Below are 26,969 nucleotides of genomic sequence, written 5' to 3'. Positions count from 1 at the left end.
AGGCCCCAACGCCCGAAGGGCTGGGACGGACAGGACAGTTTCCTTGTCCCGTCCAGGCCGAGCTGTCGGTGTCTGGACCTGGTCGTCGGTGACGGTTGTCGGCGTCCGGAGGTGCCCGCGCCAAGGTGGGGCGTGTGCGCGGGCCACACGGTGTGCGCGGGCGGGGCTGCGTCAGCCCGCGTTGCCGGCCGGCACCGCGGCCCGCAGCTCGGCCATGGCGCCCAGCACCCGGGCCGGGTCCGCGCCCGGTGGGAACTGCAGCAGCACGTGGCCGACCCCGAGCTCCGCGGCGGCCGCGACGTCGTCGGCCCACGCGGGCACCGGGCCGGTGAACGCCTCCCCGCGCGGGGAGTCCGGGTCGGCGGCAGCGCGCAGCACCACCGGCATCCGTGCCGGGTCCAGCCCGGCGCGGCGCGCTGCGTCGCGCCAGGTCCGCAGCTCGTCGGCGAGCCGGGCGAGGTCGTTGCGGTAGGGGTGCAGGCCGTCGCCGATCCGCGCGGCCCGCTCGAGGCCGGCCCGGGTGTTGTAGCCGACCAGCAGCGGGAGCGGCCCGCGCAGCGGCTTGGGGCCGATGTCCGAGGGCGGGATCGGGTAGTGCGGCCCGTCGTGGCGGACCGGGTCGTCAGCCCACACCGCGCGCATCGCGGCGAGGTGGTCGTCGAACCGCTCGCCGCTGCCCCCCGCCGCGACGCCGGCCACCGCGAACTCCTCGGCCATCCACCCCGCCGCGACCCCGGCGAGCACCCGGCCGCCGCTGAGCCGGTCCAGCGTGGCGAACCGGCGGGCCAGCAGCACCGGCGGGTGCAGCAGCACGTTGACCGCGCTGGTGCCCAGCCGGATCCGCGCGGTGCGGGCGGCGAGGTGGCTGAGCAGGTCGATCGGGTCGAGCACCTCGGCGTAGTGCTCGGCGGGCATCTCCACGGGCACCGGCACGCCCGGCATCGCCACCGTCGCGAGCGGACGCAGCCACCGGTCGACCACCCACACCGCGTCCAGCCCGATGCCCTCCGCGCCGACCGTCGTGCGCACCAGCTCCGCGGCGTCCACCCGCGCCCCGCCGTTGGGCAGCCCGAGTCCCAGCTCCATCCGTCCTCCTCCGTCCGCGACGACGCCCGTCGACGGGATGACGAACGGTGGCGCCGGGATTCGACAACGGCCCCGACCGCAGCCGGCGGCCTGCAGCGGCGCTCCCGCCGATTCCGCCGAGTAGGTCCGGACACCTCGGCCCATCACCGTCCGCAGCTACTTGGCGGACCCGAGGTCAGACCCTCAGCACACCCGGCCCGAGCGCCTTGTCCGGGAACCAGGGGTTGGTCGTCTCGCTCATCAGGGCGTTGTCCGGCGTGATGCGCGATCGCGCGTCCTCGAGACGCAGGTCCGGCTCGTCATGGCCGAACGTCGTCGGGCGATGGTGCACCGACCAGTTGCGCAGCCCGACGACACGATTGAGGTCCTGGTGCGGCAGGCAGCCGGCGACGGATCGAGGACGCCCAGCGAAAACCCGTACCGCGTCGTACTTGGCAACCGTCCGGATGCTCTCGCCGTCCCTCGTGCTGTTCCAGTAGGCGGCCATGAGCCGGACCACCTCAGGGTCGAGCCCTTCCGGGGCTTGGGCCCCCGCGACACCGTCCGTGGCGTCCTTCGCGTCCTGGAACAGCTCGTCGATGAAGGCTTCGAGGAACGCCACCGACTCCGCTACTGCTGTGACCACGTAGGACCGGTGGCGAACCCAGCGCTGGGGCTCACCTGCGTGAGCGGCCCCGTACTCGATGGCAAGACGCGCGAAGTGCTCGGCGGCCCACAGATGCTGCAGCGACATGTGCCACGCATCGATATGGAGGGCCGGCCGACCGCCTCACCCGACGGGATGCCAGCAGCTTCGACCACCTGCTCAGTCACCGGGTCAACCCGGCACAGCCGCGAGTGAACCAGTGCAAGGTCCACCCTTGCGGCGCAAGGTGACACCGGCTGCTGAGCAGCCCGGCCCCCGGCCGCAGCACGACCGCGAACATCGGGGGGACCACAACCCGGCAACGGAGCAGTCAATCGACGACCACGTCGTCAACCACCTCAGCGGATTGCCCACTACGTCCCGGCCACGTCAGCACCACACTGCTGAGCAGCGTGAACCTCGGACCTACTCGAACGCCGGCCGCTCACGGCACCGGGACGTGGGAGCTACGCATGCCTGATCCGGACCTGCTGACCCTGCAACACGTCGCTGACCGCCTTCAAGTGTCGCGCTAGACCGTCTACCAGTTGATCTGGGCCAACAAGCTGCGCCATGTCCACAGGGGCCGAAGGGCCGTCACTTGAGCCCGGACCGCACGAAGCCGTCGACCACGCGTCGCTGCAGGACGAGGTAGAGCAGCAGGACCGGTAGGCAGGCCATACCGGCAGTGGCCATCATCGGCCCCCAGTCGTTGCCCTCGGCGCCCATGAAGCTGCGCAGGCCCAGCTGCAGGACGGCGTTGCTGCGCTGCAGTACCAGCGCGGGCCAGAAGTACTCGTTCCAGGCGTTGATGAACAGCAGCACGGCCAGCGACGCCAGTGGCGGACCGAGGTTGGGCACGACGACGGTCCACAGGATCCGCCAGGACCCCCGCCCGTCCATCCGGGCGGCGTCGAGCAGCTCGCGGGGGAAGCCGAGCATGTGCTGGCGCAGCAGGACGACGCCCAGGGCCGAGCAGAGCTGGGGCAGCACCACACCGGCGATCGTGTTCAGCAGGCCGAGCTGGTGCAGCAGCACGTAGTTGGGCAGCATCGTCACCTGGAACGGCACCAGCCAGGTCGCGACGAAGGCCAGGTGCAGGGCGCGGGAGAACCGGAAGTCCCAGGCGGCGAAGGCGTAGCCGGCCAGCAGCCCGATCAGCAGCTGCCCGGCCGCGATCGCGGTGGCCATCAGCGCCGTGTTGCCCAGCAGGGTGGGCAGGTCGAGCGCGGCCCAGGCGTCGGCGTAGTTCTGCAGCGACAGCGGCCAGGGCAGGAGGGCTGCCGAGGAGACGTCCTGCGGTCGCCGCAGGGACGTGGCGAAGAGCCAGTAGATGGGCACCGCGCACAGCACCCCGAGCCCGCCGAGCACCAGATGCCCACCCGCCCGGGTCCAGGTGGTCGCCTTCCCGGTCACGAGTCGTGCACCACGAGGCGCTCGGTGAGCCCGACCAGCAGCAGCGCGACCACACCGAAGCCGGCGAAGAACACCATGCCGGCGGCGGCGCCCAGGCCGGCGTCGAAGGAGCCGAACGCGTAGTCCCAGAGCAGGTAGTAGACGGTGGTCGTGGCGTCGATCGGACCGCCACCGGTGAGCGTGTCGACCAGCGGGAAGCTCCACTGCGCGGCCAGCAGCACGGTCATCAGGCCGAGGAACCCCAGTGTGGGCGAGAGCAGCGGCAGGACCACCCACCGGGTGGTCTGGCCGGGTGTCGCCCCGTCGACGGCCGCGGCGTCGGCGTAGTCGGCGTTGATGCCGGTGAGCCCGGCGGAGACGATGAGCACGGCGAAGCCGAGGACGTGCCACCCGGTGATCACGACGATGGCCAGCTGGGCGGGGCCGGGTTCCTGCAGCCAGTTGGCCTGGGTGCCGAGCGCCCGGTTCACCAGGCCGGCCCGCGGCTCCAGCAGCCAGGACCACACCGCCGCGCCGGCGACGGGCGCGACGAGCAGCGGGGCGAACACCAGCGCCTGGTAGGCCCGGGCCGCGCGGCCGCTGACCCGCCGGGCGGCCAGGGCGACGAGCACCGGGACGAGCAGTGTGAACGGCAGCAGTCCGGCGATGAGGCCGAGCGTGCGCAGCACCGAGGCACCGAAGTCGGGCAGGGCGAACAGCCGCGCGTAGTTGTCCCACCCGACGGGCACGGCCGGGCTGGTGGGCAGCAGGTTCCAGGACAGGAACGACAGCTGCGCGGTCTGCGCCAGCGGCCGGTACACCCACACCGCCAGCAGCACCAGCCCCGGAGCCAGGTACAGGTAGGGCGCCACGGTCCGACGCCGACGCCGCACCCGCTGCGGGAGCAGCGCTCCCGGGGGCGCCGGGCGCGCCACTTCGACCAGCGCGCTCACCCCGGCACCGCAACGCGCTCGCGCATCCACGCCAGCCGGGCCGCGGCGTCGACCTGGTAGACCGGCTCGCCACCGAGCGGTATCGCGGTGGCCACGGCACTGCCGTCGAGCAGGTCGACCCGGCTCACGCTCGGTCCACGGGCGGCGCGCAGCGTGCCGGCCGGTGGCAGGGCGTCGGTGCGGTACCAGGTCGCGGGCGCGACCCAGACCGGGATGCCGGCCAGCGCCCCGGCGCCGGCGTAGTGGGCGTGCCCGCAGACGACCATGCGGACGTCGCTGCCGGCGATCACGGCGGCCAGGCGCTCGGGCCGGTGCAGTCGCAGCAGGTCGACCGAGCCGACCGGGGAGCGCACCGGCGGGTGGTGCAGGACCAGCACGGTCCCGTCCGGGGTCGGCTCGGCCAGCTCGACGGCGAGGCGGTCGAGTTGGGCGTCGTCGAGCTCGCCGTGGTGGTGACCGGGCACCGTGCTGTCGAGCACGGCGACGCGCAATCCGCCTGTCCGGTGCACGCTGTCGCAGGGGGCGGTGGGGTCGCGGCCGTCGTCGAGGAGTTCCGCGCGGAACGGCGCCCGCTCGTCGTGGTTGCCCATCACCCAGATCGGCGGGGCGGCCAGCGAAGCGCTCACCGGTGCGACGGCGGCGCGCAGGGCCCGGTAGGCGTGCGGGTGGCCGTCGGCGGCGAGGTCGCCGGCGAAGACCAGCGCCGCCGCCTCCGGCGCCGCCGCGGCGACCGCGTCGAGCGCGAGTCGCAGGTTGGCCGCCGCGTCCGGCCGATCCGCGGCGTCCGCCCCGTCCGGTCCCGGCAGGTGCACGTCGGTGATCACGATGAGCGTCGTCGGGGGCACGGTCATCGACCGTTCTGCGCGGGCATGAGGGCTGTGCCGCGCTGCTGGGCCTCGGCCAGCGTCGTGGCCGGGTCCGCGCCCTGCAGCACCACCCGCTCGACGGCGTCCATCATGCCGTCGCGGATCTGCAGGTAGTCGTCCCCGGGGAAGGCCACCCACGGCTCCATCCGGTCCAGCTGGGCGACGTTGATCCCGACTGTCGGGTTCTGCGCGGCCCAGCTGCGCAGGGCCGCGGGGTCGTCGACCAGCCCGGTGCGCAGCGGCAGGTAGCCGATCTTCTGCGCGATGAGGGTGTAGGCCCGGTCGCTGGTCAGGAATGTGATCAGCTCCCAGGCGGCGCGCTGGCGGGCCGGATCGTCGGAGATCACGTAGAGCGCGGCGCCGGAGTTGGTCGGCACCGCCGGCCGGTCGCCGAAGGAGGGCACCGCCGTCCCGGTCAGCTGCCAGCCGGCCCCGGCCGCCCCCTCGGCGAAGGTGCCCTGCACCGAGCTGGACTCCAGGACCATGCCGAGGTCGCCGCGGGTGAACGCCTCCACGGCCTGCTGCTGGGTGAGCTTCGGCGCGGCCCCGGAGGTGACGAGGTCCTGCAGCATCGCCACGGCCTCGACGGCGGGCGGCTCGGCGTAGGTCAGCCGGGCGCCGTCCTCGGAGAGAACGCGCCCTCCGTTGGACCGCACGATGCTCTGCAGGCACCAGTCCTTGGCGGTGGTGGTGACGCAGTCGACGTAGGCGCCGTCCTTGCCCGTCGCGGCGCGGATCGCGAGTGCGGCCCGGCGCACCTCGTCCCAGGTCGTCGGCGGCGTCGCCGGATCCAGCCCGGCCTGCGCGAACAGGGTGGCGTTCAGGTAGAGCATCGGCGTGGAGAACACGAACGGGATGCCGTAGGTCCGGCCGTCGACCTGGGCCAGGGTCCGCGCGGTGGGCGCGAACGGGTGCCCGGCGTCGAAGTGCGCCTGCACGGTGTCGGCGCCGACCAGGTCGTCGAGCGGCTTGGCACGCAGCTGGTCGACGGTGAAGGCCATGTCGCTGAATCCGAGCTGGACGACGTCGGGGGCGGTGCCGGTGCTGAGCTGGGTCTGCACGCTGGACACGGCGTCGGCGGCCGGGTTGGAGCTGGCGCCCTGGGGCTTCTGGGCGGTGACGGTGATGTTCGGGTGCTCGGCGTGGAACTGGTCGAGCAGCTCGGTGAAGGTGTCGCTCCACGGGCCGGCCTGGCCCAGGTTGTAGCTCTCGAACACCAGTGACACGGGCTGGTCGGGGGCGAGTTCGGGGGCGCGGGCGACGGGTGCGGACGGGGCCGCCGTGGTGGCGGGCGCGCCGAAACCGCATCCGGCGGTGGCGAGGGCGGTGGCGGTGACCGCGGCGAGCGCGATCTGCCGCAGGATCCGGGGCATGGCAGCTCCTGTGGGCGGGGGGGTCAGATGGGGACGTGGATGCGGTCGCGGGCGCGCCGTTCCAGGCGGCGCCCGCTGGTGGGGGCGAACAGGTGGACGAACTCGCTCGGGCAGTCCAGGGCGAGGGGGTCGTCGACGGCGACGCCGAGCGGGCGGGTGCCGCGCACCGCCACCCGGATCCCGCCGACCAGGCAGTGCGCCACCTCCTCGCCGCCGAGGTTCTCCAGCAACCGCACCCGCCCGCGCAGGCCGCCACCGGGAGCACCGTCGCGGCGGACGCTCAACTGCTCGGGGCGCACGCCCAGCAGCACGTCGCGCCCGGAGTCCTCGGCGGCCGTACTGCCCTCCGGCTGCTCGACGGGCAGGCCGACCGGGATGTCGACGCCGTCGGCGACCGCGTGCAGCGCCCCGTCGCGCTCGGCCAGCCGGGCGGGCAGCAGGTTCATCGGCGGCGCGCCGAGGAACCCGGCGACGAACGCCGACTCCGGCCGGTCGTAGACCTCGTGCGGCGCGCCGACCTGCTCGAGCCGTCCGCCGTCGAGCAGCGCGATCCGGGTGGCCATCGTCATCGCCTCCACCTGGTCGTGGGTGACGTGCACGAACGTCGACCCGAGTCGGCGGTGCAGCTCGGTCAGCTCGGCGCGGGTCGAGGTGCGCAGCCGGGCGTCGAGGTTGGACAGGGGCTCGTCGAGCAGGAACGCCGCCGGGTCGCGGACCAGCGCGCGAGCGAGCGCCACGCGCTGGCGCTGCCCGCCGGACAGCTCGCGCGGCCGGCGGTCCAGCAGGCCGGACAGGCCCAGCGCCGCCCCCACCTCGGCGACCCGCGCGTCGCGCTCGGCGCGGTCGGTCCGCCGCGCCCGCAGCGGGAAGGCGATGTTGCGGGCCACGGACAGGTGCGGGTAGAGCGCGTAGCTCTGGAACACCATCGCCACCCCGCGGTCGCGGGCCGGGAGGTCGGTGACGTCAGAATCGTCGAGCAGGATCCGTCCCGAATCGGGGGCCAGCAGGCCGGCGATCGTGCGCAGCAGCGTCGACTTGCCGCAGCCGCTCGGCCCCAGCAGCACGAGGAACTCGCCGTGGGCGATGTCCAGCGACAGGTCCTCCAGCGCCGTCACGCCGCCGAAGCGCCTGCTCACCCGCTCGATCCGGATCCGCGCCACCCCACACACCCCCGCTGCCGGCGCTGACCGCCCGCTCGTCGTACTTCCGTGTGCCGGGGATGGCAGCAGCCGGGCATGGCGGGCCGGTGAACAACGCGGTCCCTCGCTCCCGACCCGGGCCGGACGGACCCCGGTCGACCTGCAGCGATCGGAACCCGCCCCATCGCGATCGGAGATGCCGATCGATCGACACCCGGAGTTCGCCGCGCACACACCTACCCGGCCTAGGGTCGCGCCGTGGAGTTGCGTCAGGTCCGGGCGTTCCTGGCCATCGCCGAGGAGCTGCACTTCGGACGCGCCGCGGCCCGGCTGCACCTGGCCCAGTCCTCGGTGAGCGAGCAGCTGCGCAGGTTGGAACGCGACCTCGACGTCGTGCTCGTGGACCGCGGGCCCCGCCGGGTCCGGCTCACCGCGGCCGGCGAGGCCTTCCGGGCCGAGGCCACGCGGTTGGTGGAGCAGGCCGGCACGGCCCGCGCGGCCGCGCGCGCGGCCGCCGCCGGGTGCGCCGGCCCGCTCTCCATCGGGTTCAACTTCCCCGCCGGCCAGCACCTGCTGCCCGCTGCGCTGGCCCGGTTCGCCGCCGTGCACCCCGCAGTGGCGACCCGGCTCTGGGAGCGCCGCAGCGGCCCGCAGCTGCGTGCCCTGCGCGACGGGAACCTCGACGTCGGGTTCGTCTACGGACCGGTCGACGACCCGCAGCTGGTCTCGACACCGCTGCTGGCCGTGCCCGTCGTCGCCGTCGTCGGCCGGGCAGCGCACCCGCTGGCGAGCCAGGGCTCGGTCCCGATGCGCCGGCTCGCCGCCGAGCAGTGCGTGCTGTTCCGGCGCGCGCAGAGCCCGGCGATGCACGACGCCATCACCGGCGCCGCCCGGGCCGCGGGTGTGTGGCTGAATGTGGCCGAGGAGATCGACGACCCGGCCGCCACCGGTGTCGTCCTCAACGCCCGCCGCCTGGTCGGATTCGCCTCCGCGCCGCGGGCCCGCCACGGCACCGGCAACGCGTTGACCTCGCTCGCGCTCACCGACCCCACGCCCCGGTTGGACGTGCACGTCGTCCGGCGCCGCGACGACCGGTCACAACTGATCGCCACGTTTGTGACCGCTGTCTGCGCGGTCGCCGCCGGCGCCGACTGACCGGTGGCGGCTCCGCCCGACACTGCCGCGACACGCTGGTGCGAGGCGCGGCAGACGCCTACCTCCGGGCTGCGGACCGGCGGCTGTCTCCTCGGGCGGGCCTCGTCGCGAAGCGTGTGGTTCCGCATGGTTTTGTACACCGCGAGCGCGGTCACGGCGTCTTCTGGAGACGCTCGCGTAGCGGTTTCAATCCGGACCAGATCGGCCCCGCGTGTCCGGAAACCCGACTTTGTGACCTGCGAGCGGCGTCCTCGGCCCCGTAGTCCTCCAGACACGCCGGAGTGATTCAGTCCCGACCCGGCCGAGGCGAGGCCCCTTCCGCGGCGGCCTTGATGAGGCCGTGGACCACCCGACCGATGTGGGCGTCGGCGGGGCGGCCGGCGTCGAGCCACGCGATGACGGCTTCGGCGGCGACGGTGGGCGGGCCAGGACGGGCTCCCGCGAGCGCGGGTTCGGCACGCTGAAGTACGAGCGGCTGTTCCTCGAGACATCCCGGACGCCCTGGACCTGATCGCGCACGCCGAGGCCTACCGGGTCGAGTACAACGCCGTCCTGGACCGCCACCCACCCACAGCCAAGAACCACTTGACAGGCATAGCGCCTCTGTATGTCAAGTAGGCCGATCAAGGTTGTGGTTGCCGGGCGAGGTGATCACGGGTGAGGTGGCGGTAGATCGTGTCGCAGAGCCGGCGTTTGAGGGCTCGACGGGCTTCGGCTGCGGTCTTGGATTCGGCGAGTTTGCGCTGGTAGAACTCCCGGCCCGGGCTCTTGGTGCGGATCTGGCAGACCGCGACCAGGTGCAGGGCCCGGTTGAGCTGGCGGTTGCCGGCCCGCGACAGGCGATGGCGGCGCTGCTCGCCGCTGGAGGCCTCGATCGGCGCGGTGCCGCAGTAACTGGCGTAGTGATACCGCGTCGGGAACCGCTGCACGACACCGGTCTGGCCGATGATCTTCGCCGCGAGTACCGGCCCGATCCCGTGGATCTGGGTCAGCGTGCTCGCCTGGGCCTCGACCGCGGCAGCGATGTCGGTGGTGTTGGCCGCGAGCGCGGCGTCGAGCCGGCGAAGATCAGCCACGAGATCAACGGCCAGCTGTTGGCGCTGGGCATCGGGGGCGGTCATCGCCTGCACCCCGTCGAGCAGCGCACTGGCCTGCTCCGCTGTGAGGTTGCGGCGAGCCCCACCCGGGATCAGATCGCGCAGCAGCGCATGCAGCCGGTTGACCACCCGGACGCGTTCACCGGCCAGGTCGTCGCGCCGCTCGGACAACAACCGCAGCACCACGCTCTGATCTTCGGGATGAACCCGATGCAGCCGGCGGCTGCGCTGGGCGACTACCGCGACCGAAGCGGCGTCGATGGCGTCGGTCTTGCGGGCATGCCCGGTGTCGAGCAGCCGTGCTCGCGCGGCCAGCTGGGCCGGCACGTCCACCACGCACTCCCCGGCCACCGCCAGGCCCTGCGCCACGCCCCGGCCCAGCCCGGCCGCACCCTCTACCGCCCAGCGGCGAGGACCCCACCGCTGCGCCCAGGCCAGCAGCTGCCCGACAACGGCCCCGTCGACCGGGAGCCGGATCGAGTCGGCGATCTGCCCGGAGGGATCAAGGGCGACCGCGGTCAGGGAGCTCTTATGCGGGTCGATACCGATCGTGATCACAGCCAGCCTTCCGACCAGGGGATGGGGAGCCCCGCGGTGGGCAGCCTGACTTCAGGTCTGAGCACGCCTCTGTTGAGCCACACCACGGGCGGGCGACGGCCGGCGGCACGCTATGGGTGAGCCAGCCCGTGAGCGGCAAGAAGCATCCGAGCCAGCCGACCGTCACCCTCGGCACGCTATGGGCTGCAGACCCAGCGGCCTGCACTCATCCAATAAGTCAGGAGCATCTCAGTGCCCGCAGAAGACATGGGTCTCCACCGCGACCAGCGCCCCGACCGCCACCCGTCCTGCAGTTCGAACCCCGGTTCGGGACGCACCTTCCGGACCGCCCGCATCAGCCGCGCCCCGTCGGCGCGGCGCGCAGGCCCCTGATCGCCTCGCCGAGGGTGGCGGCGATGAACGCGAGATCGTCCTCGCTCGCGATGAGCGGCGGCCCGACGCTGACCACGTTGCCGAGCCCGGCCGCGGTCGTGGTGTTCGTCCCGACGATCAGGCCCCGGCGCAGGCACTCGGCGGCCACCGCCTGCGTGGCGGCGGCGTCGACCGGCTCGCGCGTCCGCTCGTCGGCGACCAGCTCGATCCCGACCAGCAGACCCCGCCCCCGGACCTGGCCGACGTGGGGCAGCTCGGCCAGCGGGGCGAGCAGCGCGCGGAGCCGGTGGCCGAGTTCGGCGGAGCGCTGGACGAGCCCTTCCCGCTCGATGACGTCGATGTTCGCCAGCGCGATCGCGCACCCGACGGGGTGGCCGCCGAAGGTGCTGATGTGGCGCAGTGCGCCGGGGCCGGTGGCCGGGAACGCCTCGTGCACCTCCTGCCGCACCGCGGTGACGGCCAGGGGGAAGTAGCCGCCGGTCACGCCCTTGGCCAGGGTGACGATGTCGGGCCGGACGCCGTCGTGCTGGAAGCCGAACATCCTGCCGGTCCGGCCGAACCCGCACACCGCCTCGTCGACGACGAGCAACGCGCCGCTGCGGTCGCAGACCGCGCGCAGCTCGGCCAGGTGACCGTCGGGCGGCAGGATCACCCCGCCGCCCCCGATGACCGGTTCGACCAGCACCGCGGCCACGGTGTCGGGCAGCTCGGCGGTGATCACCCGCTGCACCTCGCCCGCGCACCGCTGGTCGCAGCGCCCCGCGCAGAGGTGGCAGCGGTACTCGTCGGGCGGGGCGACGTGCAGGAACCCCGCCGGCAGCGGCTCGTAGCCGAGCTTGCGCTGGTTCTGCCCGGTCGCGGCCAGCGCGTTCGGCGTGCCGCCGTGGTAAGCGCGGTAGCGCGAGACGACCTTCCAGCGGTCGGCGGCACCGGTGTTGCGGTGGTACTGGCGGGCGATCCTGATCGCGATCTCGACCGCTTCGGAGCCGGAGGTGGAGAAGTAGCACACGTACCCGCCGCCGAGCAGGTCGTCGAGCCGCTCGGCGAGCTGCAGCGCGGGCGGGTGCGACTCGGTGAGCGGGTAGTAGGGCAGGGTCCGCAGCTGCTCGTAGCCCGCCTTCGCCAGCTCGTCGCGGCCGTAGCCGACGTTGACGCACCACAGCCCGGACTTGCCGTCGAGGTAGCGGGTGCCGTCGGCGTCGGTCACGTGCACGCCGTCGCCGCCGACCACCGTCCGGCGGCGCCGGTCGGGGTCATAGCCCGACATCGGGTGCCAGACGGTCACCGCCCGGCCTCCTCGTGCACCGCGACCGGGCGCTCCTCCTCGACCGGCACCGACCACCAGCCCAGCACCCGGGCCAGCACGATGGTCAGCACGCCGAACGCGAGCGTCGCGCCGACCAGGCCCCAGGCGAACCCGGCGGCCACCACGATCGGGGCCGTGCTGATCAGCAGGATCTCCACCGGTACCACCCCGAGGTAGGCCAGCCCGAAGTCCTCCAGGGTCGAGCTGCGGTTGCGGGAGTCGGCGATGCGCAGCAGCGCGATGCCGGTGGGCACCGAGCCGGTCATCCAGCCCCAGGTGAAGATCCCGCGCTCGAACCAGCGGTCGCGGAAGAACAGCGGGGCGCCGTAGCGCAGCAGCAGCACGCAGAAGACCAGGCCGAAGGCGAACAGCAGGGTCAGCGGCACCAGGTTGTCGGCCACCACGCGGGGCACGATCGAGGTGATCGCGAAGGCCACCAGCAGGTCGGAGAACGTGCCGGTCAGGGTGCTGATCGTGGGCCGGTCGACGTAGCGGGTGGCCCGGGAGACCCGCAGCCCGACGTGCAGCAGCAGGCCGAGCAGGAAGCCGATGCTGAACAGCGGGATCGACACCCCGGGCCAGAGGTCCGCGAACCACTCGTTGAGGTGGTAGGCCGCGGCCGCCGGCAGCAGGACCAGCCCCAGGTGCAGGCTCAGCGACTCCAGCGAGTTCGACGACAGCGTCGCCGTCCCGATGGGCTCGCGCTTGTCCTCGGGCAGCAGCCCGGTGCGCAGCTCGGGGGGCAGCTCGTCGAGCCCGGCGTGGTCGGTGGTCAGCCGGTGCCGGGTCGCCCACTTCGTGGCGATCAGCCCGCCGATGACGCACACGACCACCCCGACGGTGGCCGCGGTGTAGCCGAGCGAGGTGGCCTCCGCCCAGCCGTGCTGCCCGAAGGCCGAGCCGGCGGCCGCGGCGGTGCCGAACCCGCCCGCCCAGCCCAGGGCCAGCAGCAGGCCGAAGCCGTCGTTGAGGTCCCAGAACAGCCCCAGCACCGCGAGCCCGAACGCGAGCCCGAGGCCCCACATGAGCACCACGCCGGCCTGCGAGTACGAGTAGAGCGCACCGACGCGGCGGGCCATCCGTCGTGGCCGCAGCGCCTGGCCGATCGGCACCGCGGTCATGATCAGTACGATCAGCACCCCGGGGTAGGCGCTGAGCTGCTCGGAGAACGGCAGCAGGTCCAGCGCGTTGGGCCCGAGCAGCAGGCCGAGGAAGCCGGCCAGGATGCTGGCCGGCAGCAGGGCCGCCTGCAGCGGCCGGACCCAGGCGCGCAGCACCTGGGCGAGCAGCAGCAGGGCGCAGATGATCCCCAGGTCGGTCAGCACCGACCAGACGGTGAACTGCATGGTCGCTCCCTTGTCGAGGCGGGTCAGGCGGGTCGGTCACCGGGGCGCACGGTGAGCGCGCGGCTGTCGGCGGCGGGCAGCATCCGGGCGGGGTCGCGGGTGACCACGACGTCCAGCACGGTGGGTCGGCCGGTCTCGGCCAGCCCGGCGAGCAGGGCCGGGCGTAGCTCCGCGGGGTCCTCCACGCGGATGCCGCGGCACCCGTAGGCGGTGGCCACCGCGGCGTAGTCGAGCTCCAGCAGGTCGCTGGACTGGTAGCCGCCCGGCCCGTACACGGCGTGCTGCAGGGCCTTGACGTAGCCGGAGGCGGCGTTGTTGACCACGACGAGCACGAAGTCGAGGCCGAGCCGGCGGGCGGTCTCCAGCTCGCCGGCGGCCATGTTGAACCCGCCGTCGCCGGTGATCGCCACGACCGGCGCGCCGGGTGCGCCGAGGCTCGCGCCGATCGCGGCGGGCAGCCCGTAGCCGATGGAGGCGAACCCGCGGTCGGCCACGAAGCCGCGCCCGGCCCGCTTGGTGTCGTGCAGCAGCCCGGCCCAGTGGCTGGCGAATCCGCCGTCGGCGACCAGCACCGCCTCCGGTGGCAGGACGGCGTTCAGCTCACCGATCAGCCGCGCCATGTGCACCGGGCGCTCGGTGCTGGTGTACCGCGGTCGGGCGGTGGCCGCCCAGAGCTGCCGCAACGGCTCCCAGTAGGGCTCCCGGGACGCCTGCGGGAGCTCCCCGATCGCCTCGACCAGGTCGCGCAGGCCCTCCCGGGCGTCGCCGTGCAGGGCCACGGCGACGCGCGCCCACCTTCCGATCTCCTCGGCGGCGACGTCGAGGTGGACCATGGGCACGTCCGGGGGCGGCAGCGCGTAGCGCCGGGTGGCGATCTCGCCGAGCTTGCAGCCGACCACCAGCAGCGCGTCGGCCTGCGCGATGACCTCGTTGGCGAACCGGTCGTAGCGGCCGAACAGGCCGATCGAGGAGGGATCGGTGCACGCCACCGCGCCCTTCCCGCTGAGCGTGTGCGCCACCGGCGCGCCCAGCAGCTCGGCGAGTTCGGCCAGCTCGCGGTAGGCGCCGGAGAGGTGCACGCCGCCACCGGCCAGCACGACCGGGCGCCACGCGCCGGCCAGCAGCTCGGCGGCCTGGGCCACCGCGGCCCGCGACGGGCGCGAGCGCAGCGCCGGCACCGCCGCGCACCGGGGATCGACCCAGAGGTCGGCGTCGGCGAAGTCGTGCTCGGCGTGCGCGACGTCCTCGGGCACCGCGAGCACCGCGGGTCCGGGCCGCCCGGAGGTGGCCACGGCGAACGCCCGGCGCACCAGCTCGGGGATCCGGGCGATGTCCTCGACCCGCAGGTACTCCTTGACCGCCGGCCCGAGCAGGCGCTCCTGCCAGGTCTCCTGGGTCATGTTGCGCCGGGCGTAGCCGCGGTGCGCGTCGCCGACGACGGCCACCAGCGGGATGCCCGCGTTGGACGACTCGACCAGCGCCGTGACGAGGTTGGTCGCCCCCGGGCCGAGCGTCGCGTCGCACAGCCCGACCCGGCCGCTCACCCTGGCGTAGGCGTCGGCGGCGAACGCCCCGGCCCGCTCGTCGTTGACCAGGACGTGGTGCACGCCGAGCGTGCGCAACCCCTCGTAGAACGGCAGCAGCTGGAAGCCGCCCATGCCGAAGACCGGTCCCGGCCCGTGCCGCCGGACCATCTCCGCCAGCGCGTGCCCGCCGGTGCGCTCAACCACGACCCCCACCCCCCACCAGTTCGTCCACCAGTTCCGCCAGTGCCGTGCCGCGGACCGCCCCGAGCCGGGCCGCGGCGCCGTTGACCCGCGACAGCACGCCGTCGACCAGGGTCGAGCGCCCATCACCGATCCGGGCGCTCGCCGCGGCGACCGTCACCGCCGCCACGCCGCGGTCGTCGAGCACCGCCAGCCGGCCCGTCCCGGCGCCGTCCTTGCCCACCCCGGCGTCGTTGAAGGCCACCAGCGCCGGGCGGCACCGCAGCGCCCGCGCCGGGTCGGTCCCCGGCAGCCCGCCGTGCGAACCGGTCGCGAGGACGGCCCCGTCGTCGGTGGATCGCACCAGCGACGCCGAGTCGAGGGCCCAGACCCGCACCGGAGCCCCGACGACCAGCGCCCGCGCCGGTCGCGCCGGCGGGTCCGGGACCGTGACCCGCCGGTCGTTGGCCGCCATCGCCTCGACCGCCGCCCGACAGGCCATGCCCGGCGTGACGCCGCACTCGGCAGCGACCGCGTTGCACGCCGTCGTCACCCCGTTGTGCCAGACGTCGCGGCCGTCGCCGATCCGCGCGCTGTCCGCACCGACGGCGACCGCGGCGACCCCGCAACCGGCGAGCAGCGCCAGACCGGCGACACCAGCGCCGTCGCGCCCCCCGCCCGCGTCGTTGAAGACCGCCGCGCGGACCCCGGCCGCGGCCGCGGCCCGACCGCTGAACAGACCCCCGTGCGAGCCGCTGACCAGCACGGCGCCCGGAGCCCTGCCGTCGAGATCGGTGACGCTGTCCACCACGAGAACGTTCAATCCCGCGCCTCCAGATGGTCCGTCTGTTGGTACTCTGTTCCACGAGCCGGACCCAATGTGACCGGAACGGAACCCGGAGTCAAGCGTGGGAGGCTGGGCCGATGGAGGGGATCCGCAGCGTCGAGCGGGCCGTGGCGGTCGTGCAGGTCGTGGCCGACCGCGGGGCGGACGGCGCCCGGCTGGTCGACATCGTTGCCGCGACCGGCCTGCAGAAGACCACCGCGCACCGGTTGCTGGGCACGCTGGTGCAGCTCGGCTGGCTGGAGCAGGACACCGCAACCGGCGCCTTCCACCTGGGGCTCGCCCTGGTCGCGCTGGGCACCGCGGCGTCCACCCGGCACGGCCTGCTCGAACTGGCCAACCCGCACCTCCTGCGGCTGGCCGAGCTCACCGCCGACACCGTCTACCTCTCGGTCCGGATCGGGGCGCAGGCCGTCTGCGTCGACCGGGTGACCGGCGAGTTCCCGATCCGGACCCTCACCCTGCGCCCGGGCGACCGGCGCCCGCTCGGCACCGGCGCGGGCAGCCTGGCGCTGCTGGCCTGGTTACCCGACGAGGAGGCCGAGCGGCTGGTCGAGCGCTCCGCGGGCCCCGGCCCCCTGGGCGACCCCGCGGTGCTGCACCAGCTCATCGGCGAGGCCCGGGCCCAGGGCTACGCGCTGAACGCCGGCATGATCGTCCCCGGGGCCAGCGGCGTCGGGGTGCCGGTCCGCGGCGACGACGGCCGCCCCGTCGCAGCGCTGAGCGTCGCCGCGATCGACTCCCGGCTGGCCGAACCGCGCCGGGCGCAGGTGGTGCGCTGGCTGGTGCGCGAGGCGACCGAACTGGAGCGCACGCTGTCCGAGTTGGCGCCGCACGTGGGCGAGGCCGACGTGCGGCGCCTGTTGCCGGCCATCAGCTGAGCTGTTCGGTCGGAACCAAGTTCCTCTAGGTGGGACTTCGGGACCGATCAGGTCCGGTCGGCGACGACCCGACCGGGGAGCGTCCGCAAGGGTCGCCTGCTCGACGGGGAGAGCCGGTTCAGCCGGCGCCGGCCGCCGACCTCGGACGCGCCGCGGCAGTGTCCACCGCCTGCGGGCGACCCGGAATCACCGCCGAGCTCAACGACGGCGCACCACCCGAGCGGCGGGTCATCCACAAGCGGGTCGCCCGGTCATGCGCGAGCACGGCATCCGCGGCTACCGACGCCGCCGCCGAGTCCGCACCACGATCCCCGAGCCCGCCGACATCGCGGTGCCGACCTGCTCGGGCGCGAGTTCACCGCGCCGGCACCGGACCGGGTCTACGTCGGTGACATCACCTACCTACCCTTGGCCGACGGCACCAACCTCTACCTGGCCACGGTCATCGACTGCTTCTCCCGGCGCCTGGTCGGCTGGGCGATCGCCGACCACATGCGCACCGAGCTGGTCAGCGACGCCCTGCGCGCTGCCGCGGGCACCCGCGGTGCCTGGCCGAAGCGGTCTTCCAATCCGACCACGCTCGGTCTACACCTCACGCGCCTACGCCCAGCTCTGCCAGCAACTCGGGGTGGCCCAGTCCATGGGCGCCATCGGGGGCCCAGCGCCGACAACGCCCTCGCCGAGTCGTTCAACGCCACCGTCAAACACGAGGTACTCCGAGACGCCCCGGCCTGGCCCGATGCCCCGACCTGCCGCCGGCAGCCGTTCCGCTGGCTGACCCGCTACAACACCCGCCGGCGCCACTCCCTGTGCCGCTACCAGACCCCGAACACCTACGCGAAGACCCACACAACGACCGTCCTGTGAGCCGCTGCGTAATCCACCCCATGTCGATGAACCGGGGTCAAGGCCCACCTGACCGAACTCGGCATGGTCTTCGCCCGGACACCCTGCAGCCCCGCTCTACGAACGACACGTCAGCCCGGACCGCGAACTCCACGCCCTGGTCGTTCAAGGCACTCACCGAGGCGATCTCAGCGGTGATCGCGGCGGTGGCCACCGTCCGTGCACCGCACCGCCGGGTCAGCCGTAGCATCCACGCTCTGTGAACAACGCACGGGATCTCACCGACGACATCGAGAATCAGGCGGTTCTCGACCTGGCCACCCGCTACGCCGACGACCACGACACCGGGGACCACCACGACACCGGGGACCACCGCCCCGCCGTGGCCGCGGAGGCGCGGGCCGCGGCGCTGTCGCGGCACCGACTGGCGGCGGCGAACCAGCCGGTGCACCTGAGTGTCGTCTGGGCCATGTACGGCGAGACCGGCCGCATGGCCAACCGCCGCGAGCATCCCCACGGCGAGGACTTCGTCCGGGCCAAGGTCCGTCAGCTGGACTGGCTCACCGCCGGCCTCGACGACGTGACCTGGGACATCGTCGCGTGCGACGACGGCTGCCCGGACCGGCCGTCCTCCGCCGACGTGATGACCGGGATCATCGCCGAGCAGGGCTACCGCAACGTCCGGGTCATCCGACTCGCCGACGTCATCGACGGCACCGGCCCGAGCACCACCCACCTCCGCACACTGACCAGCACCGACCAGTCCCGCAAGGGCGGCTCGATCCTGGCCGGGCTGGCCGCCGCCATCGACACGGCCGTCGATCAGCCGCGCGACACCCGGCATGTCGTCTGCTACACCGACGCCGACCTGTCCGCGAACCTCGCCCAACTCGGCTCGCTGGCCGCGCCCGTTTTGGACAAGGACGCCACAGCCGTCCTCGGCCAGCGCTACGGCATGCCCGGCGCCGTGCTGGTCAAGGCGGACGGGCCGGTCGAGGAACCGCACAGCACCGGCGACAAGCCGGACAAACTCATCATCCTGTTCCGGCACTTCGTCCGTGCTCTGCTCATCCCCGACCTCGCGCACGTGCTGGACACCCAGGCCGGGTTCAAAGCGTTCGACGCGGCAGCGCTGCGGCCGGTGCTCCCGGAGATGACCTCGTTCGACGAGACCTTCGACGTCGAGCTGCTCATCCACCTGGCCCAGCGGTACGGCCGGGCGGCGATCGCCGTGCAGCCGATCGTGTTCACCGAGGACTTCGCCGCGACGAACTTCCCGTCCATCGACCCCGGCGCCCGACACCTGGCCATGGTCCGGCAGGTGGTCGACCTGCACGACCGATTCGTGGCACCCGTCGCACCCGCCACCGGCGAGGCCGCCGATCTGCTCGGCTTCCTCCGCGATCTCGACCTGAACGGCTACGTGCGGCTGATCCAAGGACTTCGGACACTCGACGACGACTCGCTGTTCGATCGTCGTTGGCCGGTCGCCGAGCTCCGGCGACTCGCCTGACCACGGGTCCGTGCCGGCACCACCGCTGGCGCACCGGGCCTGACCGGACCACCACGGCCGATCGACGAGGCCGCCAACCGGTTCCGCTCCGTCGTGCTCCCCCGCGGCCAACACCTCGGCCAGCCACAGCACCAGGGCGTCGGCGAAGTCGCGGTGAGTGGGCCGGTGCGGGATGTCCTGGTGTGCAGTGGCGGGGACGCTGGGTAGGCTGGCTCCCGGCAGGAGCGCCTGCCGCACTCCGAGCCGGCTGCGGCCCGCGCCCGTGACGGCTGTGAGGACAAGGGCCGCTGGTTCGCGCTGTCGGTAGACCGGTCACTGCTCAGCCAGGCGATCAGGGCGCGGGGCAGCGTCGCCGCGAGGGACATGGCGTGACTGACGACAGCGCGTTCAAGAAGCAGGTTCGGGCCCGGATGACCGAGACCGGCGAGAAGTACACGCAGGCCCGCCGCGAGGTCATCGCGGGGCACGACCCGAGCCGGCCGCCGGTGACTTTGCGGGTGGACCTGGCTTCGCATGTGGACCTGGAGCTGACCGTCGAGACGGCCCGCGCATACGCGGCGGCGGATGAGGCAGGTCGGCGGGAGATGGCGAATCAGCTGCTGGCGGACCACATCGAGGGGGCCGGGTCCGGGGAGGCAGGGGTCGCGGCCGACTCGAGAATCGTAACGGGGGAGCCGCGTGCCGACGCGGAGGATGCCGCGATCCACGGTGCGGTGCAGCGGGGCATCGATCGGGCGGTCGGGGTATCTGCGGTAGAGATCGGCCGGACCGCGGATCGGCTGAGCGTCGATATCCGTGCCGCCCGGCCGATCCTGCTGGCCGGACGGTACGGCGCGGAGGCCGACAGGCTCCGCAGCGAGCTGGAGGAGCTGACCGGCAGGCGGGTGCGGCTGGGCATCTGGGAGGTGCCCAGCCCGCCGGAGGGACCCGGGAACGAAGGGTCCGAGCGCGCGGGCTGACCGGAGCCGACGTCCTCCGGCGAAGGCCACTCCCCGGGCCCTGTAGGCCTGGCGGCCGAACGCCGCGCCGGGGGTCGGCCGAGCCCGATCCTCACACACGGGACTTTGCCGACCCCCTGGCCACAGCACGGTGACCTCGTCGGTGTGAAGCAATCCGGGCAGACCACCGATCAATACGTTCTAGCAGGTCAGGACCGCGCTCGTGTCCGTCGGCGTCCGCTGGAATCCGTTCGTTGCCGTACCTGTAGTCACGCGGTTGGTCACGCAATTGATGATCTACGTCGCCCTCGACTTCAGCATCCCGCAGACTGCTGGCCTGCCGGCGCGCCCGCACCCGGCCACGTGGCCGCCCCGGTCGTCACCCGAGCTCAGCGTTGCGTGATCGGAGATCCTCGTGCTGATGTCGTCGAAGGAGCGCCGCGACGCGGCGACCGGTCGTGGGTCGACGGCGTCATCGTCGTCGGGTCCGCGGTCAGATGATGGTCCGTCGCCGCGTCCGTCGCGTCGGTCGTTCAGCGCGGACTACAAGCCGGCGATCGTTGCCGAGTATGAGAACGCGCCGAACGGCGAGAAGGGTGCGGTCCTTCGCCGGGAAGGTCTGTACTCGTCGCATGTGATCGAGTGGACCGCGCCCGGGACTCCGGCGCGTTGGACAGCGCCAGGTCACCGGCCGCTGATTCGCGGCGATCGGAGAAGCGGCCGAAGAAGTCGCCCGGGACCGTCGAGTTGGATCGGCTCCGGGCGCGGAACGCGAAACTGGAAACGGACCTGAAGACCCGGATCGCGTTGGACATCATGGGAAAAGCACACGCGCTCTCGGAACAGCTCTCCGAGAACGCGGACGACAGCAAGGACCGCCAGGAACTGTCGGCGCCGTGGAAGAAGTCCGGTCGGTCGCGGGCCACGCACTACCGCCACGCCGACCCGGCCGGGGTGGCGCTGGGCCCGGTGCACGGTCCGCGCCGGCCGCGACAGCTGCCGCCCTCGACGATCACCGACCAGCAGCGGGCCGCGGTGCTGGCGGTGCTGAACTCCGAGGCCTACCGGGACCTGGCGATCCCGCAGGTGTGGGCCCGCGAGCTGGACGAGGGCCGGTTCTGGTGCTCGCAGTCGAGCATGTACCGGATCGCCCGCGCCGCCGGGCAGAGCCGGGAACGCCGCGCTCAGGCCACCCACCCGCCCCGGGTCCGTCCCGCCGCTCGGGCATGCCCGGCATCATCGGCAACACCGGTGGGATCTGTCGAGCGCCTGGACCTCGGACTTCTCGTCGGCGCAGAGCACGACCCGCCCGCTCGGGCGGGTTGTGGTAGAGCCCGACCACCTCGACGACCTTCTCCACGAACAACGGGTCGGTGGACAGCTTGAACGTCTCCGCTCGGTGGGGCTTGAGTCCGAAGTCTCGCCAGATCCGGCCCGCTGTGGACTGGCTCAGCCCGGACCGCGCCGCCATGGAGCCCCGCGACCAGTGCGTGGCATTGGCCGGGATCTCCTCCGGAGTCGCCACGATCACCTCCTCCACCTGGCCCACGGTGATCGAGGGCGGACGCCCGGGCCGGTCCTCATCGGCCAGTCCGTCGGGACGAAAGCGGACGGACCTGGTTCGCCATTTGGTCACCATGTCGCTGCTGACCTGCAGTTTCTCGGCAATCTCCCGATTGGATAACCCATCGGCGCAGCCCAGCACGATCCGGCAGCGCATCGCCAACGCCTGCGATGAGCTGGCGAACTTCAGACGCTGGGCACTGCACTAGACGCGCAGCCCCAGCGCCCGCGACGCCTCGGCCGCTGCGGTGCGCAGCAGCGTGAGCTGGTGCTCCTGCTCGGAGTCGGGCAGGTGAGCGGTGAGGCCGCTCAGGCTCAACGCCGCGACGGCGGCGCCCGTGTGGTCCCGGACCGGCACGCTCAGCGCCTTGACGCCGAGCTCGACGTCGTCGCGGCTCGTGGCGTACCCGTCGGCGCGGATCCGCCGGATCTCCTCGCGCAGCTGCTCGGCGGTGGCCTGCGTCGGCGAGGTCCGCCGCTGCAGGGGGCCCGCGAGGTAGCCCTCCACCTGCTCGTCGGGCAGGGCGGACAGCAGCAGCCGCGGCCCGGCGCCCAGGTGCAGCGGCAGCGTGCCGCCGACGCGCAGGGTGTGCGTGGACGCGTAGCGCCCGTCGAGGCGCTCCACGCACACCGCCTCGTCACCGCGCAGGACCAGCAGGAACACCGTCTCACCGGAGCGGCGGTACAGCTCGCGCATGGCCGGTTGGGCCCGCTCGCGGACGCTCAGTCGGCGGGCCATCGCGCTGCCGACCCGGAAGGCGCCGATGCCCAGCCGGTAGGTGCCCGGCGAGGGCCGCTCGACGAAGTCACCGGCCGCCAGCGTGGTGAGGATCCGGTGGCAGGTGCTCTTGTTCAGGTCGAGGCGCGCGGCGATGTCGCCCAGGCTCAGCTCGTCCGGGGCCTCGGCCAGCAGCTCCAGCACCGCCATCGCCTTCACCAGCACCCGGACGGGCTCACCCGTGCCGCCGGCCTTCTCGGCCATCAGTGCGCCTCCTGTGGTCCACGCTCGACCACGCTACGCGACCCCGGGAGAGCGCTCGGCGCCGAACGCGAGGGTCGAGGGGAGGTCGACGATGCCGGCGTCGGAGCCGAGGCCCTGCGCGACCAGTGCGGCGGCGGCGGTGCCCAGCCGCGCCGCGTCGGGCAGCGAGCGACCCGCCCCGAACCCCACGAGGAACCCCGCGGTGAAGGCGTCACCGCAGCCGGTCGTGTCCACCACCGGGACGTCGAACGCGGGGATGCGCTCGGCCCCGTCCTCGGTCACGACCAGGCAGCCCTGCGCCCCGGTCGTGACGACCACGGTGCCGACGCCGCACGCGCGCGCCACCCCGGCGGCCTCCACCAGGTCGTCGCGGCCGCTGACGCCGCGGATCTGGTCGTCGTTGGGGAGCAGGAAGCCGGTGTGCTCCCATGCGGGCGCCAGCACGTCGACGAGCTCGGGTCGCCCGACGCTGAGCAGGTCCATGCTCACGGCCGTGCCGTGGGCGGCGGCGAAGCGCAGCAGGTCCGGCAGGGCGTCGCGGGTGAAGTCGCCCAGCACGTCCGGGCCGCCGACGTGCAGCACGTCGGCCTCCGCGACGAGCTGCCGGTCGACGTCGGCCGCCGTCAGCGTGGCCATCGCGCCGGGTGCGTGGAGCGCGGGACGCTCGCCGTTCGGCCGGATCGGCAGCATGGTCGCGGGTGTGGCCTGCCCGGGCCGGTGGGCCATGTGGCGCACGTCGACGCCGTGCCCGGCGAGCAGGTCGAGCAGCAGGCGGCCGGTGGTGTCGTCACCGACCGGGCCGATGCTCACGACCTCGGCGCCGAGCTTCGCGAGGTCCACCGCCGTGCCGCCGGCCGTGCCCGCGGCGGTGATCCGGATCTCGTCGAGGACGCGGCGGCCCTGCCCGGGCGGGATGTCCGGGACCGGGCGCCCGAGCACGTCGAGGATGTGCGCCCCGAGGCAGACGACCTTCACACCCGCACCGCCGTGACGTTCCCGGCACGCCGCCGCGCGACCGCGGTGAGCTCCTCACCGCTCAGGACGCGCGGGCTGCCCATCCCGGTCGCCATGACGTGCAGCGCGCACAACCACTCCAGCAGCCGGACCCGGTCGTAGGCGACCTCGAGCGTGTCGCCGTGCGCGACCGCGCCGTGGTTCTGCATCAGCGCCGCGGTCCGTCCCTCGAGGGCCGCCCGCACCGAGCGGGCCAGCTCGGGGGTGCCGTACGTCGCGTAGGGCGCCACCCGCACCGGACCGCCCAGCTGCAGGACGTAGTAGTGCAGTGCCGGGAGCTCGTCGAGCACGGTGGAGACGGCCGCGCTGTGCAGCCCGTGGTGGTGCACGACGGCGCCCGCGCCGGTGGCGGCGTAGACGGCCAGGTGCATCGGGGTCTCCGAGGACGGGGCGTGCGGCCCGTCGACCCGCTGCCCCGAGAGGTCGACCACCGACACGTCCTGCGGGGCGATCCGGTCGTAGGGGGTGCCCGACGGCGAGACCGCCACCAGCTCCCCGACCCGCACGCTCACGTTGCCGGCCGTGCCCAGCACCAGCCCGTCCGCGACCATCCGGCGCCCGCACTCGGCGACCTGCCGGCGAGCCTCGTCCAGCTCGTCGCTCATCGGGCACCCACCGGCTGGTTCGCCGGCGGCTCCGCGCCGTCCGGTACGAGCACACCGGCGTCCTCGGACCAGCACACCTCGACACGTTCGCCCACGGAGACCGAGCGGCTCACCCCGGCGGCCTCGCGCACCTGCCCGCTGCCGCCGCCGTCGAACCGCACCAGCACGCGCCGGAACGCCCCCTGGTAGACGACGTCGGTGACGGTGGCGGACAGCACGTTGCCCTCGGCCCGCGGCCCACCCGGCACGGCGAGGCGCAGGTGCTCGGGGCGCACGACCAGCGCGACCGCACCCTCCGGGCCACCCGGCGCGCGCAGGCTGCACCAGCCGGTGTCGAGCAGGCCGTCCCGCACCCGGCCGGTGAACACGTTGGAGTCGCCGAGGAAGGTCGCGACGAACCGGGACGACGGGGTCTCGTACAGATCGGCGGGCGTGCCCGCCTGCTCGATGCGCCCGTCGCGGAACACCGCGATCCGGTCGGACAGGGCCAGCGCCTCGTCCTGGTCGTGGGTGACGAAGACGAAGGTGATGCCCAGCTCGCGGTGCAGCCGCGAGATCTCCAGCTGCAGCGACTCGCGCAGCTTCTTGTCCAACGCCCCGAGCGGCTCGTCGAGCAGCAACGCACGGGGCTCGAAGACCACGGCCCTGGCCAGCGCCACGCGCTGCTGCTGCCCGCCGGACAGCTGCGAGGGCAGGCGCTCGCCGTGCCCGCCCAGGTGCACCAGCTCGAGCGCCTCCGAGACGCGCCGCGCGATCTCGGTCTTCGCCACCTTGCGCTGCTTGAGCGGGAACGCGACGTTCTCGGCCGCCGTCATGTGCGGGAAGAGGGCGTAGTTCTGGAACACCATCCCCAGGTTGCGCTTGTAGGCCGGCAACTGGGCGATGTCGCCGCCGTCGAGCGCGATCCGGCCGGCGCTGATCGACTCGAACCCGGCGATCATGTTCAGCGTCGTCGTCTTGCCCGACCCGCTGGGGCCCAGCAGGGTCATGAACTCGCCGGGCCGGATCTCCAGGTCGATCCCGTCGACCGCCGGCGCGGCCGCGCCCGGGAAGAGCTTGGTGAGGCCCTCGACCTCGATCCGGGCTCCGGTTGCGGTGTCAGGCATGACGGCGGTTCCTCCTCAGAGCGGTGGCCAGGGCCAGCAGGGCGGTGGTGACGGTGATGACCACCGTCGAGGCGGCGGCGATCGTGGGATCCACCTCGTTCGTCACGGACGTGAACATCCGCACCGGCAGCGTCTGCAGCTGCGGCGACTGGATGAACAGCGACACCACCACCTCGTCGAACGAGGTGACGAACGCGAACACCGCCCCGGACAGCACTCCCGGCATGATCAACGGGAGCGTGACGCTGCGGAACGTGGCCAGCGACGAGGCGCCGAGACCGGCCGCCGCACGTTCGAGCGTGCGGTCGAACCCGCCCAGCGCCGCACCCACGTTGACGGTGACGAACGGGATCGCGAGCACCGTGTGCGCGAGGACGAAGCCCGTCGGGGTGCCGATCAGCCCCCACTGCAGGAAGGCCGCGTAGACGGCGACGGCCACGACGATGCCGGGCACGATGAGCGGCGCCAGGAACAGCCCGTTCACCGCGCCCTTGCCGTGGAAGGCCGTGCGGGAGAGGGCGAACGCGGCGGCCGTGCCGAGCACCGTCGCGACGACCGTGACGATCACGGCGAGCTGGACCGAGACCAGCAGCGCGTTGAGCCAGCTGGGCTCGGTGAAGAACGTCGCGTAGTGGCGCATGCTCCACGAGCTGGGCGGGAACGCGAAGCTGTCCTCGCCGGAGAAGCTGATCGGGATGACGATCAGGGTCGGCACGAGCAGCCAGGCACCGATCAGGACCCCGATCGCGACCAGCGCCCGGCGCAGGCGCACGGACCTCACGACCCCGCACCTCCGACCAGACCGACCGGCGCCCCGCCGGTGCGGGTGAGCCGCTGCACGCCGGCCACCAGAACGAGCGTGACGACCAGCAGCGTCACGGCGAGGGCACCGGCCGCGCCGAAGTTCACGAGCTGGTTCACCTGGACCGAGATGAGCTGCGCGAGCATCGACTGCTGCGGCGAGCCCACGAGCGACGGCGTGACGTAGAAGCCGAGCGACAGCACCATCACCAGCGTCGCGCCGGCGGCCACGCCGCGCAGCGACAGCGGCAGGTAGACGCGCAGGAAGGCGGCGAGCGGGGTGGCGCCGAGACCCATCGCGGCGTCGACGAGGTGCCGGTCGATGCCCCGCATCGCCGTGTACACCGGCAGCACCATGAACGGCAGCATCACCTGCGCCATCGCGACGCTGACCCCGGCGGTGGTGCCCAGCAGCCGGGTCGGCCCCAGGCCGACCGCCGCGAGCAGCCCGTTGACCAGGCCGGTGTCCTGCAGCAGCACGACCCACGCGAAGGTGCGCGCCATCAACGACGTCCAGAACGGCAGCAGGACCAGCGCCGTGAGCACCGCCCGCCACCGGGGCCCGACCATCGTCATCAGGTAGGCGTAGGGGTAGGCGCACAGCACGCACAGCACCGTGACGACGGCGGCCATCCCCAGCGTCCGCAGCACGACCGTGACGACGACGCCGTCCGAGGCCATCGCGGTGTAGTTGCCGAACCCGAGGGCGGGCTCGCTCACCGAGAGCCAGGCCAGCCGGGCCGCGGGCACCACGAAGAAGACCGCGAGCACGACGACCGCGGGCAGCGCGAGCAGCAGCAGCGGACGGCCCCGCGGTCTGCGGCGCGCCGCCGCGGGCACGGCGGGCGCCGCGTCGACCGGGCTGACCGACACCATGGACACACCCCACTTCGATCACG

The 26,969-nt window shown here is 73.4% G+C and carries 24 protein-coding genes and 2 pseudogenes; 7 read left to right on the top strand and 19 right to left on the bottom strand.

Going from position 1 to position 26,969, the window contains the following annotated elements; genetic code table 11:
* Window positions 1–171 precede the first annotated feature (171 nt).
* From KDL28_RS26220 to KDL28_RS26190, 7 genes are all read right to left on the bottom strand, one after another.
* Window positions 172–1,086 carry a TIGR03619 family F420-dependent LLM class oxidoreductase gene (locus tag KDL28_RS26220; protein WP_252442562.1) on the bottom strand — a complete coding sequence of 305 codons (915 nt, stop codon included), beginning with the start codon at window positions 1,084–1,086 and terminating at the stop codon, window positions 172–174.
* 175 nt (window positions 1,087–1,261) lie between these two features.
* Window positions 1,262–1,819, bottom strand: a complete 558-nt coding sequence (locus KDL28_RS26215) for a hypothetical protein (protein WP_252442560.1) — start codon at window positions 1,817–1,819, stop codon at window positions 1,262–1,264.
* Between the two features lie 489 nt (window positions 1,820–2,308).
* The gene (locus KDL28_RS26210; protein ID WP_252442558.1) at window positions 2,309–3,127 is read right to left on the bottom strand and encodes a carbohydrate ABC transporter permease; all 819 of its coding nucleotides are present in this window, start codon (window positions 3,125–3,127) and stop codon (window positions 2,309–2,311) included.
* Complete coding sequence (locus KDL28_RS26205; RefSeq protein WP_252442556.1) at window positions 3,124–4,059, bottom strand: carbohydrate ABC transporter permease; 936 nt, start codon at window positions 4,057–4,059, stop codon at window positions 3,124–3,126. The genes KDL28_RS26210 and KDL28_RS26205 overlap by 4 nt, the downstream gene beginning before the upstream one ends.
* On the bottom strand, window positions 4,056–4,910 hold the full coding sequence (locus KDL28_RS26200; protein ID WP_252442554.1) for a metallophosphoesterase: 855 nt from the start codon (window positions 4,908–4,910) through the stop codon (window positions 4,056–4,058). The genes KDL28_RS26205 and KDL28_RS26200 overlap by 4 nt, the downstream gene beginning before the upstream one ends.
* Complete coding sequence (locus KDL28_RS26195; protein ID WP_252442552.1) at window positions 4,907–6,298, bottom strand: ABC transporter substrate-binding protein; 1,392 nt, start codon at window positions 6,296–6,298, stop codon at window positions 4,907–4,909. Before KDL28_RS26195 ends, KDL28_RS26200 begins: the two co-directional genes overlap by 4 nt.
* 23 nt (window positions 6,299–6,321) lie before the next feature.
* Window positions 6,322–7,458 carry an ABC transporter ATP-binding protein gene (locus tag KDL28_RS26190; RefSeq protein ID WP_252442550.1) on the bottom strand — a complete coding sequence of 379 codons (1,137 nt, stop codon included), beginning with the start codon at window positions 7,456–7,458 and terminating at the stop codon, window positions 6,322–6,324.
* A 237-nt stretch (window positions 7,459–7,695) separates the two neighbouring features.
* Here KDL28_RS26190 and KDL28_RS26185 point away from each other — a divergent pair, with 237 nt between their 5' ends.
* Entirely contained in the window at window positions 7,696–8,592 is an 897-nt protein-coding gene (locus KDL28_RS26185) for a LysR family transcriptional regulator (protein ID WP_252442548.1), read from the top strand.
* 340 nt (window positions 8,593–8,932) lie between these two features.
* Entirely contained in the window at window positions 8,933–9,103 is a 171-nt protein-coding gene (locus KDL28_RS26180; protein WP_252442547.1) for a hypothetical protein, read from the top strand.
* Window positions 9,104–9,215: 112 nt separating this feature from the next.
* Here KDL28_RS26180 and KDL28_RS26175 read toward each other — a convergent pair whose 3' ends face one another.
* The 5 genes from KDL28_RS26175 to KDL28_RS41700 all read right to left on the bottom strand — a co-directional run bounded on the left by KDL28_RS26175 (window position 9,216) and on the right by KDL28_RS41700 (window position 15,785).
* Complete coding sequence (locus KDL28_RS26175) at window positions 9,216–10,247, bottom strand: IS110 family RNA-guided transposase (RefSeq protein WP_252442545.1); 1,032 nt, start codon at window positions 10,245–10,247, stop codon at window positions 9,216–9,218.
* 334 nt (window positions 10,248–10,581) lie between these two features.
* Entirely contained in the window at window positions 10,582–11,904 is a 1,323-nt protein-coding gene (locus KDL28_RS26170) for an aminotransferase (protein WP_252442543.1), read from the bottom strand.
* The gene (locus KDL28_RS26165) at window positions 11,901–13,271 is read right to left on the bottom strand and encodes a sodium/glutamate symporter (protein ID WP_252442541.1); all 1,371 of its coding nucleotides are present in this window, start codon (window positions 13,269–13,271) and stop codon (window positions 11,901–11,903) included. Before KDL28_RS26165 ends, KDL28_RS26170 begins: the two co-directional genes overlap by 4 nt.
* Window positions 13,272–13,294: 23 nt before the next feature.
* A complete protein-coding gene (locus KDL28_RS26160; RefSeq protein ID WP_252442539.1) occupies window positions 13,295–15,001 on the bottom strand; it encodes a thiamine pyrophosphate-binding protein in 1,707 nt (568 codons plus the stop codon).
* Complete coding sequence (locus KDL28_RS41700; RefSeq protein WP_252442537.1) at window positions 14,994–15,785, bottom strand: hypothetical protein; 792 nt, start codon at window positions 15,783–15,785, stop codon at window positions 14,994–14,996. The genes KDL28_RS26160 and KDL28_RS41700 overlap by 8 nt, the downstream gene beginning before the upstream one ends.
* A 116-nt stretch (window positions 15,786–15,901) precedes the next feature.
* Here KDL28_RS41700 and KDL28_RS26150 point away from each other — a divergent pair, with 116 nt between their 5' ends.
* The 5 genes and pseudogenes from KDL28_RS26150 (at window position 15,902) to KDL28_RS26130 (ending at window position 21,385) form a co-directional block, all read left to right on the top strand.
* A complete protein-coding gene (locus tag KDL28_RS26150; RefSeq protein ID WP_252442535.1) occupies window positions 15,902–16,702 on the top strand; it encodes an IclR family transcriptional regulator in 801 nt (266 codons plus the stop codon).
* An 86-nt stretch (window positions 16,703–16,788) separates the two neighbouring features.
* Window positions 16,789–17,569, top strand: a pseudogene (locus KDL28_RS26145) (IS3 family transposase); the annotation flags it as partial.
* A 238-nt stretch (window positions 17,570–17,807) separates the two neighbouring features.
* The gene (locus KDL28_RS26140) at window positions 17,808–19,061 is read left to right on the top strand and encodes a glycosyltransferase family protein (protein WP_252442533.1); all 1,254 of its coding nucleotides are present in this window, start codon (window positions 17,808–17,810) and stop codon (window positions 19,059–19,061) included.
* A gap of 368 nt (window positions 19,062–19,429) precedes the next feature.
* Window positions 19,430–20,020: a KH domain-containing protein gene (locus KDL28_RS41695; RefSeq protein WP_252442531.1), complete on the top strand. Its 591-nt coding sequence runs from the start codon at window positions 19,430–19,432 to the stop codon at window positions 20,018–20,020.
* Between the two features lie 795 nt (window positions 20,021–20,815).
* Window positions 20,816–21,385 (top strand): hypothetical protein, encoded by a 570-nt coding sequence (locus tag KDL28_RS26130; RefSeq protein WP_252442648.1) that lies wholly within the window; start codon window positions 20,816–20,818, stop codon window positions 21,383–21,385.
* 97 nt (window positions 21,386–21,482) lie between these two features.
* On the opposite strand, the pseudogene KDL28_RS42200 reads toward KDL28_RS26130, so the two are convergent.
* The 7 genes and pseudogenes from KDL28_RS42200 to KDL28_RS26095 all read right to left on the bottom strand — a co-directional run.
* Window positions 21,483–21,719 (bottom strand): annotated as a pseudogene (locus tag KDL28_RS42200) (helix-turn-helix domain-containing protein); the annotation flags it as partial.
* A 48-nt stretch (window positions 21,720–21,767) separates the two neighbouring features.
* Window positions 21,768–22,544, bottom strand: coding sequence for an IclR family transcriptional regulator (locus KDL28_RS26120; protein ID WP_252442529.1), 777 nt, complete (start codon window positions 22,542–22,544; stop codon window positions 21,768–21,770).
* Window positions 22,545–22,577: 33 nt separating this feature from the next.
* On the bottom strand, window positions 22,578–23,519 hold the full coding sequence (locus tag KDL28_RS26115) for a carbohydrate kinase family protein (RefSeq protein ID WP_252442527.1): 942 nt from the start codon (window positions 23,517–23,519) through the stop codon (window positions 22,578–22,580).
* Complete coding sequence (locus tag KDL28_RS26110; protein WP_252442525.1) at window positions 23,516–24,163, bottom strand: class II aldolase/adducin family protein; 648 nt, start codon at window positions 24,161–24,163, stop codon at window positions 23,516–23,518. Before KDL28_RS26110 ends, KDL28_RS26115 begins: the two co-directional genes overlap by 4 nt.
* Window positions 24,160–25,269, bottom strand: a complete 1,110-nt coding sequence (locus tag KDL28_RS26105; RefSeq protein ID WP_252442523.1) for an ABC transporter ATP-binding protein — start codon at window positions 25,267–25,269, stop codon at window positions 24,160–24,162. Before KDL28_RS26105 ends, KDL28_RS26110 begins: the two co-directional genes overlap by 4 nt.
* Window positions 25,262–26,050 (bottom strand): ABC transporter permease, encoded by a 789-nt coding sequence (locus tag KDL28_RS26100; RefSeq protein WP_252442521.1) that lies wholly within the window; start codon window positions 26,048–26,050, stop codon window positions 25,262–25,264. The genes KDL28_RS26105 and KDL28_RS26100 overlap by 8 nt, the downstream gene beginning before the upstream one ends.
* On the bottom strand, window positions 26,047–26,946 hold the full coding sequence (locus tag KDL28_RS26095; RefSeq protein ID WP_252442519.1) for an ABC transporter permease: 900 nt from the start codon (window positions 26,944–26,946) through the stop codon (window positions 26,047–26,049). Before KDL28_RS26095 ends, KDL28_RS26100 begins: the two co-directional genes overlap by 4 nt.
* Window positions 26,947–26,969: the final 23 nt, after the last annotated feature.

It is taken from the genome of Pseudonocardia humida (genome assembly GCF_023898865.1).
Classification (GTDB): Bacteria; Actinomycetota; Actinomycetes; order Mycobacteriales; family Pseudonocardiaceae; genus Pseudonocardia; species Pseudonocardia humida.
Note: the sequence above shows the minus strand (reverse complement) of the source record. Positions and strands in the feature narration are given on the sequence as shown.

Excerpts from the sequence above, each read along its gene's own strand:
- KDL28_RS26220 (WP_252442562.1), bottom strand. The coding sequence starts at position 1,086 with ATGGAGCTGGGACTCGGGCTGCCCAACGGCGGGGCGCGGGTGGACGCC.
- KDL28_RS26215 (WP_252442560.1), bottom strand. The coding sequence starts at position 1,819 with ATGTCGCTGCAGCATCTGTGGGCCGCCGAGCACTTCGCGCGTCTTGCC.
- KDL28_RS26200 (WP_252442554.1), bottom strand. The coding sequence starts at position 4,910 with ATGACCGTGCCCCCGACGACGCTCATCGTGATCACCGACGTGCACCTG.
- KDL28_RS26195 (WP_252442552.1), bottom strand. The coding sequence starts at position 6,298 with ATGCCCCGGATCCTGCGGCAGATCGCGCTCGCCGCGGTCACCGCCACC.
- KDL28_RS26165 (WP_252442541.1), bottom strand. The coding sequence starts at position 13,271 with ATGCAGTTCACCGTCTGGTCGGTGCTGACCGACCTGGGGATCATCTGC.
- KDL28_RS26150 (WP_252442535.1), top strand. The coding sequence starts at position 15,902 with ATGGAGGGGATCCGCAGCGTCGAGCGGGCCGTGGCGGTCGTGCAGGTC.
- KDL28_RS26130 (WP_252442648.1), top strand. The coding sequence starts at position 20,816 with ATGGGAAAAGCACACGCGCTCTCGGAACAGCTCTCCGAGAACGCGGAC.
- KDL28_RS26120 (WP_252442529.1), bottom strand. The coding sequence starts at position 22,544 with ATGGCCGAGAAGGCCGGCGGCACGGGTGAGCCCGTCCGGGTGCTGGTG.
- KDL28_RS26110 (WP_252442525.1), bottom strand. The coding sequence starts at position 24,163 with ATGAGCGACGAGCTGGACGAGGCTCGCCGGCAGGTCGCCGAGTGCGGG.
- KDL28_RS26105 (WP_252442523.1), bottom strand. The coding sequence starts at position 25,269 with ATGCCTGACACCGCAACCGGAGCCCGGATCGAGGTCGAGGGCCTCACC.
- KDL28_RS26095 (WP_252442519.1), bottom strand. The coding sequence starts at position 26,946 with ATGGTGTCGGTCAGCCCGGTCGACGCGGCGCCCGCCGTGCCCGCGGCG.